Origin of the sequence: Cellulomonas sp. Leaf334, assembly GCF_001424195.1 — a bacterium.
Lineage (GTDB): Bacteria > Actinomycetota > Actinomycetes > Actinomycetales > Cellulomonadaceae > Cellulomonas.
In genome coordinates this window covers 965,203-986,043 of sequence record NZ_LMOO01000001.1, presented here as the reverse complement: position 1 = coordinate 986,043, position 20,841 = coordinate 965,203, and the positions used below count along the sequence as shown (strand labels likewise).

Genomic DNA, 20,841 nt, shown 5'->3' with positions numbered 1-20,841 from the left:
GGGCGGCGCACCCGACCCCGGGTCCGCTGCAGCGCAGGGGACCCCTGCACGTCCGGACGCCCCCGTCTCCCGTCGTGCCATGCGCGGGCCGAGCGGAGCCGAGGACACCCCGCCTCGCGGGACCGCGGCCGACGCCAGCCGCTCTCGGCGGTCCATCCGCGACACGTCGCTCGACCCGACGAGCTCGCGTCCGGCCCCGGCCAGCGCCGGAACCCCCGCCTGGTCGACGCAGCCGCCGGCCGCTCCGGCGCCCAGCCGCCCGGCCGCACCGCCGACCAGCCGCCCGGCCGCCTCGCCGACCAGCCGCCCCGCCGCCCCGCCGACCCCGCCCCGTCAGGCGCCCTCCAGCACCGCTCCCGCCATCTCGCGGCCCCCGGCGGCGTCCCGCCCCGCCGCCCCCGCCCCGAGCAGCCCGGCCACCTCCCGTCCGGCGCCCTCGTCCGGCGCTCCGGGGCAGTGGGGTCAGCGCAGTGCCGAGCCGGCCGGTCCGGCCGCGCCGGGCGCCGGGTGGTCGCCGTCGCAGGAGCGCACGACGAACCCCCCGCAGAGCGGATCCGCCGCACCGCCCGTCCGACGCGAGAGCCCGAGCTGGACCGGAGCAGGTTCCGGTGCAGCAGCCGGGACCGTCGGGTCGTGGGGCACGCAGCCGTCCGCGCCGCAGGCCCCGGCGCCGCAGTCCTCCGCACCGCCGCAGACACCGTGGCAGCCCGCCCAGGCACCGGCTCCCACCGCCCAGCCCGCCCCGTGGCAGGCCACGCCGTCGGCCGCACGGACGACTGCCGCTCCCGCGACGAGCCGTCCCGCCGCGCAGCCCACCGCGCAGCCCGGCTGGTCCGGAGCCCAGGCGCCCGCCGCACCGGCGCCGGATGCGGCTCCCGCACCGGCTGCGTGGGCCCCGACGGGCCTGTCGTCCGCCGGCACCGTGCCCGCCCCGCGTGCCGGGGGAGAGCCCGCCGCACCGGCGTCCGCCGCATCGTCGACCGGCCAGCCCGACCGGGTCGGGTTCGGCGTCAGCCACGACGATGACGACGACTACGACGATGACGACGACTACGACGAGCGTCCGCGCCACCCGTACACATGGCTGCACCTGATCGTGCTGGCCCTCGTCGCCTTCGTGCTCGGCTTCCTCATCGTCCTGCTGCTGAGCAACAACTCGGGAGAGGACCCCGGCTCCACCGCGGCGGCGCCCTCGACCGTCCACGTCACGGCCGGCCTGCCGGCCGGACCTGCCTGACCTGCCTGCCCCCGAACCAAGGAGACCTGTGGCTGCGACCGAACGAGCGATCGAGCTGGCCGTGGCGGCCGCTCGTGCCGCCTCCGACATCAAGGCCGAGGAGATCATCGCTCTCGACGTCAGCGAGCAGCTCGTCCTCACCGACGTGTTCCTCATCGCGTCCGGCACCAACGAGCGGCAGGTCGGCGCCATCGTCGACGCCGTCGAGGAGGCGCTGTTCAAGCTCGGCGCCAAGCCGATCCGTCGCGAGGGCAAGTCCGCGGGCCGCTGGGTCCTCGTGGACTTCGGTGACGTCGTCGTGCACGTCCAGCACGCCGAGGACCGGGTGTACTACGCCCTCGAGCGGCTGTGGAAGGACTGCCCCGTGATCGACCTCCCCGCTGACGCGCGGGGGACCGACGAGGGCACCGACGCGTGACGGCAGGGCGTCTGCTCCTGGTCCGGCACGGCCGGACCGCGTACAACTCCGAGGCGCGCCTGCAGGGTCAGGTGGACATCCCGCTCGACGCGGTCGGCCGCTGGCAGGCCCGCACCGCCGCCGCCCGGCTGCTGACCCGACATGAGCCGACGGCGATCGTCGTGTCCGACCTCAGCCGCGCGCACGAGACGGCCAGCTTCCTGGCCCGAGCAGCCGGCCTCGCCCTCTCGGTCGACGCCCGCCTGCGGGAGCGGGCGTTCGGGCTCTGGGAGGGCCTGACCGGCGACGACCTGCGGCGTGACTGGGCCGACGAGTTCGCCGTGTGGCGTGCCGGTGGGCAGCCGGAAGGGGTCGGTGCGGAGACCCGCGCGGAGGTCGCGCAGCGCGTGCGGGAGGGCATCCTCGAGCACGCCGCAGCCCTCGGCCCCGACGACACCCTCGTCGTCGTCTCGCACGGCTCCGCCATCAGCTGCGCCGTCGGTGACCTGCTCGGCATGCCCACCGACTGGCACGGCTTCGCCGGCATGCTGAACGCCCACTGGACCGAGCTCGTGGCCACCCGCGGCGACTTCTCGCCGTCCTGGCGGATGGTCGGGTACAACCTCGGTCCGACGGACGCGTCGACGGACTGGAACGCCGGCCCGGACAGCACCCACGACGCCGACGCCGAGACGCGGGACCCCGATTAGCGTTTCGGCCCGCGTTCGATCTAGACTCTCCGAGCGCCTACGGGCGTAGGTGGCTCCCCTTCGTGGGGGCCGCGGGGCTGTGGCGCAGCTGGTAGCGCACCTGCATGGCATGCAGGGGGTCAGGGGTTCGAATCCCCTCAGCTCCACCGAAAGTGCTGGTCAGAGGCCACGCCGGGATCCTGAACCTAGGAGCCCGACGTGGCCATCGGCCATTTATTGGGATCTTTCCCGCGCTGCCGCGAGCGCGGGTACTGGGCCATGCCCACCGCCCCCGCATCTCCGTCCCTGCCCACCGGTCTCACCGCCGCCGACGTCGCCCGCATCACCGCGGCCGTAGCGGCCGGGCGTGCCCCGGCCACTCGCGCCGTGTACGCCGTTGCGTGGCGGGCCTGGACCCGCTGGTGCGCAGGCCGCGACCTGCCGCCGGTGCCGGCGTCACCGCATCTGGTCTGCGCCTACCTCACCGAACGCGCCGAGACCGGAGCCAGCATGTCCACCCTCGAGCTGGCCTGCGCCGCGATCGGCGCCCACCACCGTGCCCGGGACCTGGCCGACCCGATCCGGGACGACACCGTCCGCCAGGTCCGCCGCGGCCTGCGCCGCACCGTCGGCACCGCCGCCCGGCGCCCAGCGCACGCCCTGGACCTGATCGAGATCGGGACCATCGTCGACGCCATCGACCACAGCAGGCGAGCCAGCGCGCGCGACCGAGCGTTGATTTTGCTCGGCTTCGCCTCCGCACTGCGCCCCGGCGAGCTCGCCGCCCTCACCCTGGCCGACCTCGAGCCGCACCCCGCCGGGCTACTGCTTCACGTGCGCCGGTCCAAGTCCGACCAGGAAGCCCGCGGCCAAGTCATCGCCGTCGCCCCCGGCCACCACCGTGCCACCTGCCCGCTGGCCGCTCTGGACGCCTGGCTGCACCAGCGCGGAACGGCGCCCGGCCCGGTCTTCACCGCCCTACGCAACCTACGCCTGCCGACCGGCGACCCGATATCCGCCACTGCCGCCTCGAAGATCGTCACCCGTCGCGCTCGCGCCGCCGGGCTACCCGCCCCGCACATCACCGGACACTCCCTGCGCGCCGGACACGCCACCACCGCCGCAGCCGCCGGCGTGCCCCTGGACCGCATCGCCGCCCAGACCCGCCACCGCCACCTCAAGGTCCTCATCGAGCATTACATCCGCCCCATGGAGGCGCTGGCCATCACCACCAGCCGCGACCTCGGGCTGTAGCCGACCTGGAAGTCTCGCGGCCGGGGCCTAGGTCCCGATGCGATGGAGACACCGGGGCTCCTCGTGCTCCGCCAAGTGCTGACCCGGAGAGGGGCTCTCGCGAGCCGACGAGCGGGGCCAACACCGGAATGCGCCGACGCACGCTGGCGGGCAACCGCCCAACTGATCACTCTCCAGAGCCGCGGCGCATGCCACGAGCCCTCAGATCAAGAGAGCCCCCACGACCTGTTTCGCGACTGCCAGGCCAGGCAGGCCGGTCTCCTTCGGACTGATGTCCGGGTCAGTGGCGCAGATCATGCTGACGTCGTTGGCGCGAGCCGCAGGACGCCTCCGGAGAACGTGGGCGTCGACTCCTGTCAGCGCCGCTGGCTGTAGGTGCGCCAGCACGTGAGTACCCCGTGAGTGCCGAATCTCAGCGCTCACCGGGCGCGTTTTGCGGGCCATTTCGGAGAATTTGCTCGAACCCGGCACGGAGGACCGACGAATTCGACGGTAGGCGTTTTCCGGGTTACTGTTCCGCCGCCGATCGGGTCCCAGTGTTGGTGAGTCCTCGGCGGGCGCGTTCCTTTCGCGCTATTCATCGCCCGGTCCCACTGAGGGGGCTGGTGCCTTCTCGTGCGGGGTCTTTGGTGTCTGGTTTGCGTTCGTTCTTCGGTGTCCCCGCGGCTTGGCGCACCTTCGTGCCCGTCACGGCAGCTCTGGCCGGGCTCGGCGTGGGAGCTGCAGGTCTGCCGGCCGCAGCCGCCGCGCCGGAGGCGTCGACGTCGCCTGAGGCGACGGCTGCTACGGCCAGCGATGAGCCGTTGTCTGCGCCGGATGAGGTGTCCGCACGGGCGATCGCCCGGCTGGAGGACCAGCCGGTTGAGGTCCTCGGGCTGCGCACCGAGGTGGGCTCGGTGTTCGCTCTGCCCGACGGGACCATGGCGGCGGGCCAGGGCTCCGGCCCGGTGTGGGTTCGACTCGGTGGTGACGGCACGACGACCGAGGACTGGGCACCGGTCGATCTGACCTAGCAGGTCAGCGACGACGGGGAAGTGCGCCCGGTCGCGCAAAGTGGGGATCTCACGTTCTCCGGTGGAACGCCGGGAGGGACCGAGCCGGTGGACGTGGTCACGATGACCGACCCGAGCTCAGGTGTCTCGACACGCGTGCAGTGGACCGGTGCATTGCCGGAGCCGCGACTGGAGGGTCGCCGAGCGACCTACGACAACGTGCGTCCCGGTGTCGATCTGGTCCTGGAGGCCACCAGCACCGGGTTCGAGCAGTTCTTCGTGGTGGCGGAGCGACCCGAACCGGGCGCGGCGCCGCTCGAGCTTCCATTGACCGTGCTGACCGAGGGCGCTGAGCTCACGGCGACCGACGATGGCGGTCTGAGCGTGGTCGATGACGGTGAGGTCGTCGCGACCGCGCCGGTGGCGCAGATGTGGGACGCCGACACCGATCAGGGCCGTGCCTACCCGGTGACCGAACAGCGGCCGGCAGAGGACGCCGACGCACCCCGCCTCTCACCGATGCCGTCGTGGGTGGTCGCCAAGGACCACGGCCGCAACGGGTCCACGGAGGGAGATGACACGCCCGTCGACGCGGCGGCCGCGGCGCAGGTGCCCGAGCCGGTGGTGGGTGACGGGTCCATCGACGTCGCCGAAGGATCGATCGAGGTCGAGCGGGCCGTGACGCTGCCCGCAGCGGACACCGCGCAGGTCACGTTGCTGCCGCAGGATGACTTCTTGCAGGACCCCGAGACGACCTACCCGGTCGTGGTCGACCCGGACATCTACTTCGAGTGGGGCTCAACTACTACTCCTGGTCCTGTCAGGCCCGGAACTGGCAGGTCTGGTCCACGTGGGGCTCGAGCACCGCCACGACCTGGGCGAACCAGCCCGGGTGGGGTGGCCACTACGCCACCAGCTCGGACACGCACGGGTACTCCTCGTCGTGCGCCGGTGGTTGGTCGTCGGCGAACATCACCACGATGGCCCGGGACTGGGCCAACGGGTCCGGCAACGAGGGCTGGGTCGGGATCCGGGCCGAGTCCGAGACGGACAACTTCGGGTTCAAGAAGTTCTTCTCCGCCGACTACGGCGCCTACGTGCCGTCGGTCTGGATGACGTACAACTCGACGCCGAGCATGCCCACGGGGCTGCAGATCTCGGCGACGCCGAACCCGTCGGCGAACGGGTCGTGGTCCCGGTCGGACACCCCGACACTGAGCGCCACGATCTCCGACCCGGACGGCGGCAAGATCCACGGCATGTTCGAGGTCGCAGACAAGAACCAGCAGGTCATCTACACCCAGAACGTTCTCTATGTTCCGTCGGGCTCGGTAGCCAGCATCACGCTCCCGAAGAACGTCGTGACCAACAGCGACTTCTACTACTTCCGGGTACGGGTCAGTGACGACATCATCGAGGGACCTCGCTCGGCGTGGTTCAACTTCGGCATCGACACCTCCGCACCTCCGGCGCCGACGGTGACGTCCACCCAGTACCCCAGCGTTGGCTGGACCCAGGAACCGGGCACCGAAGGAACCTTCAACTTCACAATGTCGCCGAAGGACGACACGGTCGTGGCCTACCGGTGGGGGCTGGACAAGGCTCCCGACCCGGCCCAGCAGGTCGCCGGGCCCGGCGGTAACCCCGCGGCGTTGAAGCTGTCACCGGCGGACGCCGGCACGCATGCCCTGCAGGTGCAGGCGATCGACCGGGCCGGCGCCGTCTCTGCGACGTCGAAGTACACGTTCCGGGTCGGCAAGGGCGGCATCGTCGGACCGGATGAGGGCACGCGCGTCGTGCGGCGGGTGCGCCTGTCCGTGGAGGCGATGCCGAGCCTGACCTACGTCAGCTTCGAGTGGCGACGCGGCCCTGACGCGACCACGACTGAACCGATCAAGCCGGCGGTGCTGTCCACGTCCGCCGGGCTGACGTGGGCGAACGATTGGCAGCAACTGCCGACCGGCACCAGCTACACCACGTGGGATGTGGGTCGTCAGTTCGGGTCCACCGGCGGCCCGGTCCAGGTCCGTGCGCAGCTGTCCGCCTCGCCCACCGGCGCCTCACCGACACCGACACAGTGGGTCACGCTCGTCATCGACCCGGACGCCGACGGCGCCGCCACCACCACGATCGGCCCCGGTTCGGTCAACCTGCTCACCGGTGACCACACCCTGTCGGTCACCGACGCCGAAGAGTTCGGCCTGTCCCTGGTGCGCACAACATCCTCACGGGACACCGACAGCGGCCTGCAGCTGCAGGCCGACCTCGTGCCCACCGCCCACCATGACGCGACCACGCTGCCCACGCCGTCGAACCCGAACGCGATCGCCAGCGTGGACACCACGCGGCACCACACCGGGACGACGTCGTTCAAGTTGCTTCCCCCGGCGTCCGGCAATGTCGACTCCTTCATCGCCCTGGGATCAGGCATGACCAACTGGGGGCCGAACGGTGCCCTGCGAGCCGGCCGCACCTACCGGATGTCCGGATGGATCTACGTCCCCACCGCGACCGGCCTGAGTCCGAGCTCCCCACGTGGGCTCGGGATCGCTGTGCTGACCAAGGTCGACGGCAACTGGGTCGACACGGCACGAACTCCCCTCCCGACGTTGAAGGATGCGTGGCAGCAGATCAGCGTCGACGTCACCATCCCCGCCACCGCGACTGACGCACTCGTGCGGCTGTACAACGGGTTCGGCGCCGCGGGCAAGGACGTCTACTTCGACGACCTGTCCGTCAACGAGCTGTGGTCCCCGTTCGGCCCCGAGTGGTCCACCGGCACCACCGACGCCGCCTCCGGCACCGCGTACACCAAGGTCACCCGCCCCTACGACGACATCGCCGCGGTCCAGCTCACCGGCGGCGGGGAGATCTGGTTCACCCAGGGCGGCAACGGCACCTGGTGGCCCGAGCCCGGCGCCGAAGCCCTCACCCTGACCACGGTCGCCCCCGGCACCTTCCAACTTGCCGAGATCGACGGCACCACCACCGTCTTCACCCGCACGGGCACGACCGGCGACTTCCCCGTGCGGATGTCCACACCCCCGGCCGCAGCGGGCGGCGCCCAGTACGTCTACGACACCGCCCTTGAGGGTGTGTCCCGGCTCAAGCGCATCATCGCGCCGATCGAGCCGGGCGTGAACGACTGGCCCACCAACACCCAAGCCTGCAGAACCGATCTCCCCGAGGCCGCTCCCGCCAAGGGGTGCGAGGTCATGCAGTTCGACTACTTCAGCGACAGCACCCAGCCCAATTCGTTCGCGGGCCGACTGTCCACGGTCTCGGTGTGGTCGTGGAACGGGACGGCTATGGCCAAGACGCCCGTTGCCCAGTACGGGTACAACTCGACTGGCCAGCTGGTCACCGTCAAGGACCCCCGCATCGAGGCCGCAGGCGCTTCTCCGCTTGTCACCACCTACAGCTACGAGGCCAACGCCGGGCGGCTGGCCTCCGTGAAGGCCCCGGGCGAGGAGCCGTACACCTACACGTACGGCGTCGCGGGCAACAGCTCCACGGGTGCGGGGGACTGGGTCGACCCCGACCCCGGTCGACTGCTGTCGGTCAGCCGCGCCAGCCTCGACAGCGACCACCCGACCAACACCACCAGCATCGTCTACGGCGTGCCGCTGACCACCGGCGCCGGCGGGCCGTACGACCTGGATGCCGCCACGATCGGTAACTGGGCCCAGCAGGACGGCCCCACCGACGCGACCGCGATCTTCGACCCGCTGAACCCGCCCGGGGTCAACACCGCGACCCCGAATGCACCCACCCTGGATCAGTACAAGCACGCCACGATCTCCTACCTGAACTCCTCGGGCCTCGAGGTCAACACCGCCTCGCCCATGGGCAGGTTTGCTCCTGCCGAAGGGTTCATCGACACTGCCGAGTACGACAAACGCGGCAATGTCGTACGCACCTTGGACGCCACCAACCGCCTGTACGCGCTGAAGAAGTGGTCAGAACCGGACCCACTGGCTGGGTACGGCCTGGAGGGCAAGACCTCCCTCGACCTTGCCCAACTGCTCGACACCCGAAGCACGTACAGCGATGACGGAATCGACCTGCTCTCCCAGACCGGCCCGCTCCAGCGTCTCGCTGTCGACAACAACGCGAACGATGTGCGCACGCTGCGTCCGACCACGACGAACGTCTACGACGAGGGCAAGCCCGACGGCGCCGCCTACCACCTGCTCACCACGACGACCTCGGCAGGTGTCGAGTACCCCACTGGGACCGTGTTCGACCCGTTGGTGACCAAGAACGGGTACGACCCGATCGTGCAGGGTGTGTCCAAGCTCGACCCGAGCTCGGGCTGGAAGCACGGCCAACCGACCTCGGTCACCGTCGATGCCGGACAACCGAGCCAGCTGACCTCCACGGTCGTGTACGACGCCCGAGGCCGGGCCATCCGCTCCTCCAAGCCCGGCTCGACCGGGACGGACGCCGCAACGACGATCTCGGTCTTCTACACCGCCGGCACCAACCCCGACGACCCCGCATGCGCAAACAAGCCCGAATGGGCCGGCCAACCCTGCGTCACCCGCGCAGCGGGCCCCGCGGTGTGGAGCGACCCGACCCCACGAAGCGCTGACCTGCCAGTCAAGCGAGTTGAGGCCTACAACTTGTTCGGCTCACCAACCGTCGTGACTGACGCAGTCGGCCCAGCCGGAGCCGGGCAGGTCAAGCGCACCGCGACCACTACCTACGACGCCGCCGACCGAGTGATCAGCGTCTCCCTGACCGGCAACAGCCCCGAGGCCGGCGCCGCGGTGGGGACCACGACCACCAAGTACGACAACTCGACCGGTGACGTCGTCGAGAACAGCTCGACATCAGGCGGCACGATCACCAAGGAGTACGACGGCCTCGGTCGGCTCACCAAGTACACCGACGCTGATGGAGGTGTCACCACCACGGCTTACGACCGGCTCGGTCAGCCGATCAAGGTCGAGAACTTCGCCGGCACCTCGCTGATCGGGACACGCGACTACGTCTACGACCGAAAGGCAGAGCCCCGCGGCTTCGTCACGAAGATGACGGACCCGATCGCCGGTACCTTCGAGCCGACCTGGGGACCGGACGGGCAACTCGCATCGCAGAAGATGCCCGCCGGTGTGACCCTCACCCTCACCTACGACACCGCGCGCGTCCCCACCAAGCGGGCCTACACCCGCACCGCCGACGGACAGACGATCTACTCCGACAAGGTCGTAGAGAACCACCGCGGCCAATGGATCACCCACGACAGCAACAGCGGGACTCGCACCTACACCTACGACCGCCTCGGCCGACTCACCGACGTCGCCGACGCATCAGTCGCCACGGGCACATGCACCTCGCGGACCTACGGCTACGACACCCACACGAACCGCACGTCAATCAAGACCGCTTCGGCGGCAGGAGCCGGCACCTCGGCCTGTCCCGGCACCGCAGGTGCGACCTCTGCAGTCTCCACGTACGACTCGGCCGACCGTCTCCTCACCACCACGGGGACCACCGGCAAGGCCTGGACCTACGACGCGTTCGGTCGCACGATGACGATGCCGACAGCCGACGGCAGCGCCACCGCCATGAACGGGTACTTCGTCAACGACCTGGTCGCCAGCCAGGAAGTGCCCGCCGTCGCCAAGAGCACCTGGGGACTGGACCCCCTGCAGCGGTTCTCCTCGGAGCAGACCTTCAAGTGGATCAACAGCGCCTGGGTGAACTCCACCGAACAGGTCAGCCACTACGACGGCGACGACGACGAACCCGCCTGGATCGTCGAAGACATCACCCTGCCCGACCGCGTCACCCGCTACGTCGAAGGCATGGACGGCGCCATGGCAGCGCAGACCAGCGCCACCGGCGACCGGGTCCTCCAGCTCGTCGACCTGCACGGCGACGTCATCGCCACCGTGCCCTACGACGACCCCGACACGGCACCCTCGTTCACTCCGCTGCGTGTGACGTCCTTCGACGAGTTCGGCGTCCCCCAGCCCATGACCTCCGGGCAGACCGGGCAAGCACCCCCACGCTACGGATGGCTCGGCGCCGCCCAACGCTCCGCCGACACACCCACCGGCACCATCCTCATGGGCGTACGGCTCTATAGTCCAACGACCGGAAGATTCCTCTCAGTTGACCCCGTGGCTGGCGGATCGGCGAACGATTACGACTACTGCAGGGCCGACCCCGTAAACTGCACTGACCTTGATGGTCGCCTCTCGTGGAAGGGTGTTGCCCTTGCGCTCAACGCCGTCGCAACGGCGGCTAGCTTCGTGCCCGCTGTGTTCTGTCAAATTTGCGGTGCTGTCGCTCTGGTCGCCGGAACGGGTAGCGCGCTTGCGTCCTTCGCAGCGAAGGACTACGCAACGGGGGCGCGAACTTTGGGGACCACGGCTGCGGGGCTTGCATTTGGCGGCGCTGGCAGAATCGCATTTAAGGGCGCCGCCTCGGTGGCAGCTAGAACGGGAGCGATTGGCCGAGCCGCGACGAAGGTCGCACGCGCGTACAACAATAGTAGGCTCGGTCGGTTTGGGGGCGTCGACGGCGCGATCTTGCGTGCTTCGAAGCACCCTTCGTACCGAGGATTGCCGGGGGCTCGGGGCTATCGCAGCTACGTCCAGTACGCGGTTTTTGGAATGACACAAATGGTCGACAACTGGGACAAGATTGCGCGGCAAAAGCAAAGATGACGGATCGAACTATTGCAATTATCTATGCCCTCACCTGGCTCGCAGTAGTCGGTTTCTCATTCCGCCCTCTTCGGGGCCCTCGCGAACCCGAAAAGGCTTTTGTCGTCGCGTCGTCACTTCCGCTTCTTGCGGGATTCGGCGCTTGGCGAATCTCCCTACAAACCGGCAGCTTCGGGGGTGGGTTGCTACTCGGCTCCTTGCTGAATGTATGCCTACTCGTGGGAACGGGATTCGACCCGTTGCGCGCAGTTGTCAACTGGTCGGATTCAGATCATTCAGATTCGGATCCGGACGCGGAGCCGGTGGCCGGTAGGGACGTACGACCGCGTCGGGCATGGCCATTTCTTTGCCTATTTGCGAGCTGCGCATTGGCAGTTGCTATATTCTGGCCAGCGATCCTCGGGCTCCAGGAGCTTCTGTAGTGGTGGCTGTGTGCAGGAGCAAATGGTGATCGAGTTCGAGCAGGAAGTTCGCGCGAACGGATCGTCCTTATAGTCGGCGCCATCCTGGATGTTCTGCACGTCCTCCGAACCAATCTTGGCCTTGCTGTACGGAGGCCGCGCGACGTGGTCCTGATACAGGACAACGTCCACGATGCGTTGCCGGTGTAGCTGGCCCTGCCCGCATAGCCTCCGACACCTGGCCCGCGGCGCGAGACGTTTGTCATGCCCGCCTCGGGGGTGTCAGCGTCGCAGGATGGGTTGCAGTGAGGGGGCGCGCCCGAGTGACCCGCGAGTGTGCCTGAGCGCGGAGGGTGGCTCCTGCGAGAGTTCGGATCGGCGACGGTGCGCTCTCCAGGCGTCGGACAGAAATAGGACACTTAATGGCGTCGAGCTGCCTGTAGAAGTGCCGAAATGAGCCGATACGATGGTGGCGCGATGGATGCCGATCCCGGCGTTCGGGCAGGTCACGGCGTGATTCGCAGAGAATCGGCGAGATTTGCCGCCTGACTGAATGCAGCGCGGTGATTCAGGGGGTCAGGGGTTCGAATCCCCTCAGCTCCACCGAAGTATCAGGTCCGAGGCCGTTTCTCCTGGTGGAGAAGCGGCCTTTCGGTCTTGGTGGACACGGGATGGGGACGTGGCTGCTCTCCCCGAGCACGTCGGGGCGTCTCCCCGGTTCGATCGTGCCAGCATGAGGCGTGCTGAGCGTGAGCGTGATCGTCACCGCGTTCGACCAGGGCGGGCTGGTCGCCGAGGCGGTCGGGTCGGCCCTGCGTCAGACCCGCGCCCCGGATGCCGTCATCGTGGTCGACGACGGCTCGACCGACGCCGAGTCGGTCGAGGTGATCGAGCGGCTGCAGGGGGACGGTCGGGTCAGGGTGCTGCGGCAGCCCAACCGTGGGGTCAGCGCGGCCCGGAACGCGGGGATCGCCGCTGCGGGGACCGACCTCGTGGCCGTGCTGGACGGCGACGACCGCCTCGCGCCGACGTTCCTCGAGCGGACGGTCGCGGTCCTGCAGGGTGATCCCGGCGCGCTCGCCGCGTCGTCGTGGCTGCGTGCGCACGGCGTGATCGACGCGGTCGTGCGGCCCGGGGGAGGGTCGGCTGTCGACTTCCTGCACCGCAACGCCTGCCCGGCGACCGCGGTGGTGCGTCGCGACGCCTGGCGTGCGTGCGGCGGGTACGACGAGGACATGCGCAGCGGGTTCGAGGACTGGGACTTCTTCCTGTCGCTCGTCGGCGACGGTGGGCACGTCACCGTCGTGCGGGAGCCGCTCATCGAGTACCGGACGGCGCCGGCCTCCGCGAACGTCCGCTCCATGGACTCCCGGCTCGAGCTCTACGGCGGGCTCGTCGACAAGCATCGCGCCGTCTTCGAGCGGCACCTGCGGGAGGTGCTGCTGGCACTCGAGGCCCGGGCCATGGACGCGGCCGAACGGTGGGAGGACCTCGTGGCCGCAGACCGCTCACTTCCGGTCGGGGAGGTCACGTACGGCGACGGCGGCATGGCCGCGGCCGTCCGGATCGCGGTCCGCCGGGGCTGACGCGGTCGGCGACCTCGGGGTCGAGGTTCAGCGTGGAGGTGGTCCGGTGCTCGCCCGGACGATGAGCTCCGTGGGCACGACCGTCAGGGCCGGCGGTGGGACGGAACGGACGCGGAGCTGGCCGACGACGAGGGTGATGAGTGCGCGGCCGATGGCGTGGAAGTCCTGCCGGACGGTCGTCAGGGGCGGTGAGGTCCAGCCGGCGACGGCGATGTCGTCGAAGCCCACCACGGACACGTCGTCGGGCACGCGGCGGCCCGCCTCGTGCAGTGCCCGCACGAGGCCGAGCGCCATCTCGTCGTTGGCGCAGAACACGGCGGTGACGTCGGGGTCGGCCGCGAGCCGCTGCCCCGCCTCGTAGCCGTCGTGCGCGCTCCAGTCCCCGTACACCGGCTCGGGCGGACGGAGGCCGGCTTCCAGGAGGCAGCGGCGCCACGTGCCGCTGCGGACCAGGGCGTGCTCCGAGTCCCGGGGCCCCGCGAGGTGGTGCACGGTGCGGTGTCCCAGACCGAGCAGGTGGCGGACCGCGTCCTCGGTGCCCTGGACCTGGTCGGCGGTGACGGTGGGGTAGTGGCCCGCGAACTTGGAGAAGGACACCGCCACGGGCATGCCCGCGGGGAGCGCGAGCGTCGCCGGTGACGCCTGCTCGGCGCGCATGATGACGAGGCCGTCGATGGCCTGGTGCGAGATGCGGTGCGCTGCGCTGTCCCAGCTCTCCCGAGCGGGGTTGCGCACGTGCAGGAGCGTGACCGAGTAGTCCTCCAGCGCGGCGGCCTCCACCAGGGCCTCGGCGGTGAGGGCCTCGCCCGTGCGCTGGAAGCCTGTCGAGAGCACTCCGATGGCGCCGAACGTGCCGTTCCGGAGCGCCTGGGCCGCCCGGTTCGGGGAGTAGCCGAGCTGGTCCATGGCGAGCACGACGCGTGCGCGGGTGCTCGGCCTGACCGAGTCAGCGCCGGTCGAGACGCGCGAGACCGTCTGGGGCGAGACGCCGGCGAGGCGGGCGACGTCACCGATCGACGGACCTGAGCGGCGGCGGCCAGGTGCTGACGCGGTTGTCATGGCCAGATGCTAGTGGTGAATGGGGATGGTGACGTCACCATGAAGCCAAGTTGCGTGTCGGACCGTTACCAAAGCGTCGCCTAAGGAGCCGAGAGGCGCTGCTATGGTGACGTCACCAAACGCCAGAGGGGTCGAGCGACGCAGGTGTCGCTCACGGTCGATGCGGACCAGGCCCTCGCGGCGCGGAGCTGGTAGACCGCCTGACCCTCAGCACGGCGCACAACCTCCAAACAGCACAGTCGACCTGTCCCGCTCACCTACCGCGACGTCGCGGTGAGGGAGCGGGAGCCGGCGGCTCGGCGCGAGCCGGCGACGGTCCACGGGACGACCGACAGCACGAAGGGATCACCCGATGAAGAAGACACGCACGCTCGGCGCGCTGGGCACCGTCTTGTCGCTGAGCCTCGCCCTCGCCGCTTGCAGCGGCGGAGGCGGCTCGAGCGACGACGACACGGGCGCGGACGGCGGTTCCGGCGACAACAAGCTGACGGTCTGGGCATGGGACCCGGCCTTCAACATCTACGCCCTCGAGGAGGCCGAGAAGGTCTTCCAGGCCGACAACCCGGACTTCGAGCTCGAGATCGTCGAGACGCCGTGGGAGGACGTACAGACCAAGCTGACCACGCTCGCCCAGTCCGGCGAGACCGACCAGCTGCCCGACATCTTCCTCATGCAGAACAACGCGTTCCAGAAGAACGTCATCAACTACCCGGACATCTTCGCCGACTTCGCGGACTCCGACGTGGACTTCAGCGAGTTCCCCGAGTCCGTCGTCTCGTACTCCACCTACGACGACGTCAACTACGGTGTGCCGTTCGACAACGGCACCGCGATCGGCGCGTACCGGACGGACCTCCTCGAGCAGGCCGGCTACACGGTCGACGACTTCACGGACATCACGTGGGAGGAGTTCCTCACCCTCGGCAAGGACGTGCTGGCCAAGACCGGCAAGCCGATGCTCACCGGCCAGGCCGGTTCGGCCGACACGATCATGATGATGCTGCAGAGCGCCGGCGCGAGCCTGTTCGACGACGAGGGCGAGCCGACCATCACGGACAACGAGGCGCTGCTGGCTGCCATCGACATGTACGGGCAGCTCGTCGACGCCGGCGTCTTCGTCGAGGTCAACTCGTGGGACGAGTACATCAACACGATCGTCAACTCGAACACGGCCGGTGTCGTCAACGGCATCTGGATCTCCGGCTCGATCCAGTCGGCCGCCGACCAGTCCGGCAAGTGGGCCGTCACCAACGTCCCGAAGCTCGACGGCGTCGACGGTGCGACCAACTACACCGCGAACGGCGGCTCGTCCTGGGCGATCACGCCGAACGGCAACGAGGCGCTCGCCGCCGAGTTCCTGGACGCGACGTTCGCCGGCTCGACCGAGTTCTACGACACGATCCTCCCGGCCTCCGGCGCGCTCGCCAACTGGCTCCCGGCGGGTGAGTCGGACGTCTACAGCGAGCCGCAGGAGTTCTTCGGCGGGCAGCCGATCTACGCCGACGTCCTGACGTTCGCCGCGGAGGTGCCCAGCAACAACACGGGTGCCTACTACTACGAGGGACGCGACGCCGTGAGCGTGGCCATCACGAACATCCTCAACGGCGCGGACCCGGCCACCGCGCTCGAGGAGGCGCAGCAGACCGTCGAGTTCGCCATGGGGTGATTCCCGGGCGGGCGGCGGAGGCCAGTCCCTGGCTCCGCCGCCCGCTTCCCCGCCCAGTCCGTCACGGCGAAGAAGAGGTGAGCTGATCGTGTCTGCTCCCACCGCACCAACCGAGGACCGCGCACCAAGCGCACCCCCGCCAGGGACGAAGGAGTCCCTAGGCCGTTCGAAGCGGGTACCCCTGTCGGCGATAGCGCGCCGCCGCAGCCTGACCGGGTGGGCGTTCATCATCCCCGCCGCAGCCCTCATCGTGCTGGTCAACTTCTGGCCGATGATCCAGGCGCTGTTCCTGTCGCTGCAGACGGGACGCGGGACCCGCCTGAGCTGGGCCGAGCCGCTGTGGTTGAACTACCAGCGGCTGTTCCAGGACGAGACCTTCCGGCTGACGATGAGCACGACGTTCATCTACCTGATCATCCAGGTGCCGATCATGCTCTGCATCGCCATGGTGCTGGCGAACCTGCTCAATGCGCCGTGGCTGAAGTTCAAGGGATTCTGGCGGACGGCGATCTTCCTGCCGTGCGCGGTGGGCCTGGTGTCGTACGCGCTGGTGTTCCGGCAGATCTTCGCGACCGACGGCCTCGCCAACGACCTGCTCATCAAGTTCGGGCTGCTCGACGCCAACGTCAACTGGCTCGGCGAGACCGGCACCGCCCGGATGGTGATCATCCTCGGCCTGCTGTGGCGGTGGACCGGCTACAACATGATCTTCTTCCTGGCCGCGCTGCAGAACATCGACCGGTCGACGCTGGAGGCTGCTCGCGTCGACGGCGCGAACGGGTTCAAGACCTTCTGGTACGTGACGATGCCGCAGCTCAAGCCGATCATCCTGCTCTGCGCGATCCTGTCGACCAACGGGACGCTGCAGATGTTCGACGAGTCGTTCAACCTCACGAACGGCGGCCCGGGCAACACGACGATGACGGTGTCGCACTACCTGTACAACGTGTCGTTCCGCAACAGCCCGAACTTCGGGTACGCGGCTGCCATCTCCTACGCGATCCTCATCATCGTGGCCATTCTGGCCGCCATTCAAATGAAGGTGGGCGACAAGCGTGACTAAGACACAGCTTCGCCGGATCCCCGCATACGTGTTCTTGTCCTTCGCCGTCGTCCTGTCGGTCTTCCCGCTCTACTTCATGGCCGTCTCGGCGACGAACACGAGCAACGAGGTCGTGGCGTCCAAGCTGCTGCCGGGAAGCCACCTCCTCGAGAACTTCCAGACGCTCGTCGACTCCCAGCCCCTGGGGTCGGCGTTCTACCACTCGTCGGTCAACGCCATCGCGACGACGGTGCTCGCCCTGATCCTGTGCTCGATCGCCGGGTACGCGTTCGAGATCTACCACTCGCGGGCGAAGGACACCGTGATGGCGATCCTCCTCCTGGCGATCATGATCCCGTTCGCGGCGACGATGATCCCGTTGTTCCGGCTCTTCGCGCAGGTGGGGATGGTCAACTCGACGTTCGCGGTGATCGTGCCCCTGATCGCGACGCCCTTCCTGATCCTGCTGTTCCGGCAGGCCTCGCGGTCGTTCCCGCACGAGATCATCGAGGCGGCGCGCCTCGACGGGCTGGGCGAGGTGAGCATCTTCGCGCGCATCTACCTGCCGACGATGAAGCCCACCCTTGCTGCCGCGGGGGTCATCACCTTCCTGTTCTCGTGGAACAACTTCCTGTGGCCGAAGGTGATCCTCGTCGACAACGCCTACCAGACCTTGCCGATGCTGCTCTCGAACATGCGGGCCGGGTACGTCACCGACTACGGGAGCCTCATGCTCGCCGTGTTCATCGTGTCGGTGCCGACGATGGTCGTGTTCCTGGCGCTGCAGCGCCACTTCGCCGAGGGCGTCACGGGGGCCATCAAGTGACCTTCGACCTCCACCGGATCGCCGACCCTGCACTCGTCCGGGAGAACCGGCTCGACGCGCACTCCGACCACCGGTGGTTCGCCTCCCCGCAGGAGGCGGCGACCGGGACGAGCTCCTTCGAGCAGTCGCTCAACGGGCTGTGGAAGCTGCACTACGCGAAGAGCCCCGCCCTCGTCGTCCCCGGGTTCGAGCGGGTGGACGTCGACGACTCCGGCTGGGACGACGTGCCGGTGCCCGCCCACATCCAGCTGCTCGGCTACGACCGCCCGCAGTACACCAACGTGCAGTACCCGTGGGACGGCTACGAGCAGGTCGAGCCAGGGCAGGTCCCCCAGCGGTACAACCCCGTGGCGACCTACCGCCGGACGTTCACCCTCGAGCACCCGCTCGAGCCCGGTGAGCGGCTGAGCGTGAGCTTCCACGGTGCGGAGAGCGCCGTCGCCGTCTGGCTGAACGGCGCCTACGTGGGCTACGGGACGGACTCCTTCACCCCGTCGGAGTTCGACCTGACCGACGCCCTGGTCGACGGCGAGAACGTCCTCGTGGCGCAGGTGGTCCGGTGGAGTGCCGGGTCGTGGATCGAGGACCAGGACTTCTTCCGGTTCTCGGGCCTGTTCCGGGACGTCGTGCTGTACCGCCGCCCCACCGTGCACGTCGAGGACGTCCGGGTGGTGACCGACGTCGCCGACGACCTCTCCGAGGCGACGGTGCGCGTGCGCGTCGTCCTGTCCGGCGAAGGCCGGGTGGACGCCAGGATCGCCGGGGCCGGGCAGCTCACCGGCGACGACGAGCTCGTGGTCCGCATCGAGAGCCCGCGGCTGTGGAGCGCGGAAGACCCTCACCTGTACGACCTCACGCTCGACGTGCACGACGCGTCGGGCGCTCTGACCGAGCACGTCCCCGTACGGGTCGGCGTGCGCCGTTTCGGCATCGAGGACGGCCTGCTGAAGGTCAACGGGTCCCGCGTGGTCTTCAACGGCGTCAACCGGCACGACTTCGGCCTCCAGGGTCGCGTGATGACCCGTGCGCAGACCGAGGCCGACATCCAGCTCATGAAGCGGCTGAACATCAACGCCGTGCGGACCAGCCACTACCCGAACAACTCCTACTTCTACGAGCTGTGCGACGAGTACGGGCTGTACGTCATCGACGAGATGAACCTCGAGTCGCACGGGATGTGGGACCTGATCAGGTTCGCCGGCGCCGGGCTCGAGGTGGCGTTGCCGGGGGACCGTCCCGAGTGGCTGCCCACCCTGCTCGACCGCGCGACGAGCATGCTGGAGCGGGACAAGAACCACCCGAGCGTCGTCATGTGGTCGTGCGGCAACGAGTCGTTCGGTGGGACAGGCATTCTCGAGGTCGCGCAGTACTTCCGTGGCGCCGACTCCCGGCCGGTGCACTACGAAGGCGTCCACTGGGACCCGCGGTACCCGCAGACGACCGACGTCGTGTCGCGGATGTACGCGCCGGCCAGCGAGATCGAGGAGTTCCTCGCGACGCACCGCGACAAGCCCTACGTGCTGTGCGAGTACGCCCACGCGATGGGCAACTCGTTCGGGGCGGTCCACAAGTACGTCGACCTCGCCTACCGCGAGCCGCTGTTCCAGGGTGGCTTCATCTGGGACTTCGCAGACCAGGCGCTGCGGCGCACGGACCCCGGCGGCCGCGAGTACTTCGGCTACGGCGGCGACTTCGGTGACGCTCCGCACGACTCGGACTTCAGCGGCAACGGCATCGTCTTCGCCGACCGGTCCCTCAAGCCGCTCGCCCAGGAGGTGCGCTACCTCTACCAGGGCTACCGGCTCTCGGTGGGCAGCGACAAGGTCACGGTCGAGAACCGTCACCTCGCCACGTCGTCGTCGGCGCACGAGTGCGTCGTGACCGTCGCCCGGGAGGGCCGGGTGCTCCAGGAGGAGGTGCTCGAGACCGACGTCGCGCCGGGGGACTCGCAGGTCTACGCGCTCCCGGTCGCGGTGCCGCCCGCACCCGGCGAGTACACGGTCGACGTGTCCTTCCGGCTGCGTCGCAGCACCCGCTGGGCCTCGGCCGGGCACGAGGTCGCCCACGAGCAGACGGTCGTGGTCGTGCCCACGACGGCTCCGGCCCGCCGGACCGCCGCGCCGGAGGTCGTCCACGGCATCCACAACGTGGGTGTCCGGGGGCGGCACTTCACCGCCCTGTTCTCGCGGCTGCACGGGGGTCTGCAGTCCTACCGCTACGGGCTGACGGGGGACGGCGGCCGTGAGCTGCTGCGCTCCGTGCCCCGACCGTCGTTCTGGCACGCACCCACCTCCAACGAGCACGGGTGGGGCGCCCCTGCGCTGGACGGCGCGTGGCTGGTCGCCAGCCGGTACGCGACGGCCGTGCGGGGCCCCGACCACCCCGTCGTCGAGCAGACGGACGCGGGGGTGCTCCTCCGCTTCCGGTACGAGCTGCCCACCGCACCCGCGGGGGAGTGCGAGCTCTCCTACCTCGTGGACGGTGACGGTCGCGTCGAGGTGACCCTCACGGTGCGACCCGGTGCGGGGCTGTCGGACATGCCCGAGCTCGGTCTCCTCCTCGCGACCGACCGCGCGTTCCACCGCCTGCGCTGGTACGGGGACGGGCCCGAGGAGTCGTACGTGGACCGTCGGGCAGGCGCGCGGCTGGGTGTGTGGGAGACGGACGTGCGCACCGCGCTCACGCCCTACCTGCGTCCGCAGGAGGCGGGCAGCCGCACGGGTGTGCGCTGGGCGACCGTGACGGACGAGCGGGGGGCGGGCCTGCGGTTGGAGTCGGACCAGGGCATGGAGCTGTCGGCCCTGCCGTGGACGCCCTTCGAGATCGAGAACGCGGCGCACCACACCGAGCTGCCGCCGATCTACCAGACGGTCCTGCGGCCGGCGCTCCAGCGTCGGGGGGTCGGTGGCGACGACTCGTGGGGCGCGCAGACCCATGCCGAGTACCGACTGCCCACGGACACCGAGCTGACGTTCCGGTTCGCCTTCCGCGGGCTCCTCTAGGCGCGGAGAG

At 69.4% G+C, this 20,841-nt stretch carries 12 protein-coding genes and 1 tRNA gene; 12 read left to right on the top strand and 1 reads right to left on the bottom strand.

The window, feature by feature from the left end; translation table 11 throughout:
• Positions 1–79: 79 nt before the first annotated feature.
• The 8 genes from ASF78_RS22250 (at position 80) to ASF78_RS04320 (ending at position 13,236) form a co-directional block, all read left to right on the top strand.
• A complete protein-coding gene (locus tag ASF78_RS22250; protein WP_156374034.1) occupies positions 80–1,237 on the top strand; it encodes a hypothetical protein in 1,158 nt (385 codons plus the stop codon).
• A gap of 28 nt (positions 1,238–1,265) precedes the next feature.
• The gene (gene rsfS, locus ASF78_RS04350; RefSeq protein WP_056585167.1) at positions 1,266–1,655 is read left to right on the top strand and encodes a ribosome silencing factor; all 390 of its coding nucleotides are present in this window, start codon (positions 1,266–1,268) and stop codon (positions 1,653–1,655) included.
• On the top strand, positions 1,652–2,344 hold the full coding sequence (locus ASF78_RS04345; RefSeq protein WP_056585165.1) for a histidine phosphatase family protein: 693 nt from the start codon (positions 1,652–1,654) through the stop codon (positions 2,342–2,344). The genes rsfS and ASF78_RS04345 overlap by 4 nt, the downstream gene beginning before the upstream one ends.
• 73 nt (positions 2,345–2,417) lie before the next feature.
• A tRNA-Ala gene (locus ASF78_RS04340) sits at positions 2,418–2,490 on the top strand.
• A 52-nt stretch (positions 2,491–2,542) separates the two neighbouring features.
• Positions 2,543–3,577 (top strand): tyrosine-type recombinase/integrase, encoded by a 1,035-nt coding sequence (locus ASF78_RS04335; RefSeq protein ID WP_056585163.1) that lies wholly within the window; start codon positions 2,543–2,545, stop codon positions 3,575–3,577.
• A gap of 605 nt (positions 3,578–4,182) precedes the next feature.
• Positions 4,183–4,590 (top strand): hypothetical protein, encoded by a 408-nt coding sequence (locus ASF78_RS22930; protein ID WP_235518382.1) that lies wholly within the window; start codon positions 4,183–4,185, stop codon positions 4,588–4,590.
• A 959-nt stretch (positions 4,591–5,549) separates the two neighbouring features.
• A complete protein-coding gene (locus ASF78_RS23280; protein WP_156374032.1) occupies positions 5,550–11,249 on the top strand; it encodes an RHS repeat-associated core domain-containing protein in 5,700 nt (1,899 codons plus the stop codon).
• 1,150 nt (positions 11,250–12,399) lie between these two features.
• A complete protein-coding gene (locus ASF78_RS04320) occupies positions 12,400–13,236 on the top strand; it encodes a glycosyltransferase family A protein (protein WP_235518380.1) in 837 nt (278 codons plus the stop codon).
• Positions 13,237–13,263: 27 nt separating this feature from the next.
• Here ASF78_RS04320 and ASF78_RS04315 read toward each other — a convergent pair whose 3' ends face one another.
• A complete protein-coding gene (locus ASF78_RS04315) occupies positions 13,264–14,295 on the bottom strand; it encodes a LacI family DNA-binding transcriptional regulator (RefSeq protein ID WP_056585156.1) in 1,032 nt (343 codons plus the stop codon).
• A 352-nt stretch (positions 14,296–14,647) separates the two neighbouring features.
• Between ASF78_RS04315 and ASF78_RS04310 the strand changes: the two genes are divergently transcribed.
• The 4 genes from ASF78_RS04310 (at position 14,648) to ASF78_RS04295 (ending at position 20,831) form a co-directional block, all read left to right on the top strand.
• The gene (locus ASF78_RS04310) at positions 14,648–15,961 is read left to right on the top strand and encodes an ABC transporter substrate-binding protein (RefSeq protein WP_056585154.1); all 1,314 of its coding nucleotides are present in this window, start codon (positions 14,648–14,650) and stop codon (positions 15,959–15,961) included.
• Between the two features lie 88 nt (positions 15,962–16,049).
• Positions 16,050–17,024: a carbohydrate ABC transporter permease gene (locus tag ASF78_RS04305; protein ID WP_235518377.1), complete on the top strand. Its 975-nt coding sequence runs from the start codon at positions 16,050–16,052 to the stop codon at positions 17,022–17,024.
• Entirely contained in the window at positions 17,017–17,829 is an 813-nt protein-coding gene (locus ASF78_RS04300) for a carbohydrate ABC transporter permease (RefSeq protein ID WP_056585151.1), read from the top strand. Before ASF78_RS04305 ends, ASF78_RS04300 begins: the two co-directional genes overlap by 8 nt.
• The gene (locus ASF78_RS04295) at positions 17,826–20,831 is read left to right on the top strand and encodes a glycoside hydrolase family 2 TIM barrel-domain containing protein (RefSeq protein ID WP_056585149.1); all 3,006 of its coding nucleotides are present in this window, start codon (positions 17,826–17,828) and stop codon (positions 20,829–20,831) included. Before ASF78_RS04300 ends, ASF78_RS04295 begins: the two co-directional genes overlap by 4 nt.
• Positions 20,832–20,841 lie beyond the last annotated feature (10 nt).

What these genes read in the sequence shown, in the direction of transcription:
- ASF78_RS22250 (WP_156374034.1), top strand. Translation starts at nt 80, where the DNA reads ATGCGCGGGCCGAGCGGAGCCGAGGACACCCCGCCTCGCGGGACCGCG.
- ASF78_RS23280 (WP_156374032.1), top strand. Translation starts at nt 5,550, where the DNA reads ATGGCCCGGGACTGGGCCAACGGGTCCGGCAACGAGGGCTGGGTCGGG.
- ASF78_RS04315 (WP_056585156.1), bottom strand. Translation starts at nt 14,295, where the DNA reads ATGACAACCGCGTCAGCACCTGGCCGCCGCCGCTCAGGTCCGTCGATC.
- ASF78_RS04310 (WP_056585154.1), top strand. Translation starts at nt 14,648, where the DNA reads ATGAAGAAGACACGCACGCTCGGCGCGCTGGGCACCGTCTTGTCGCTG.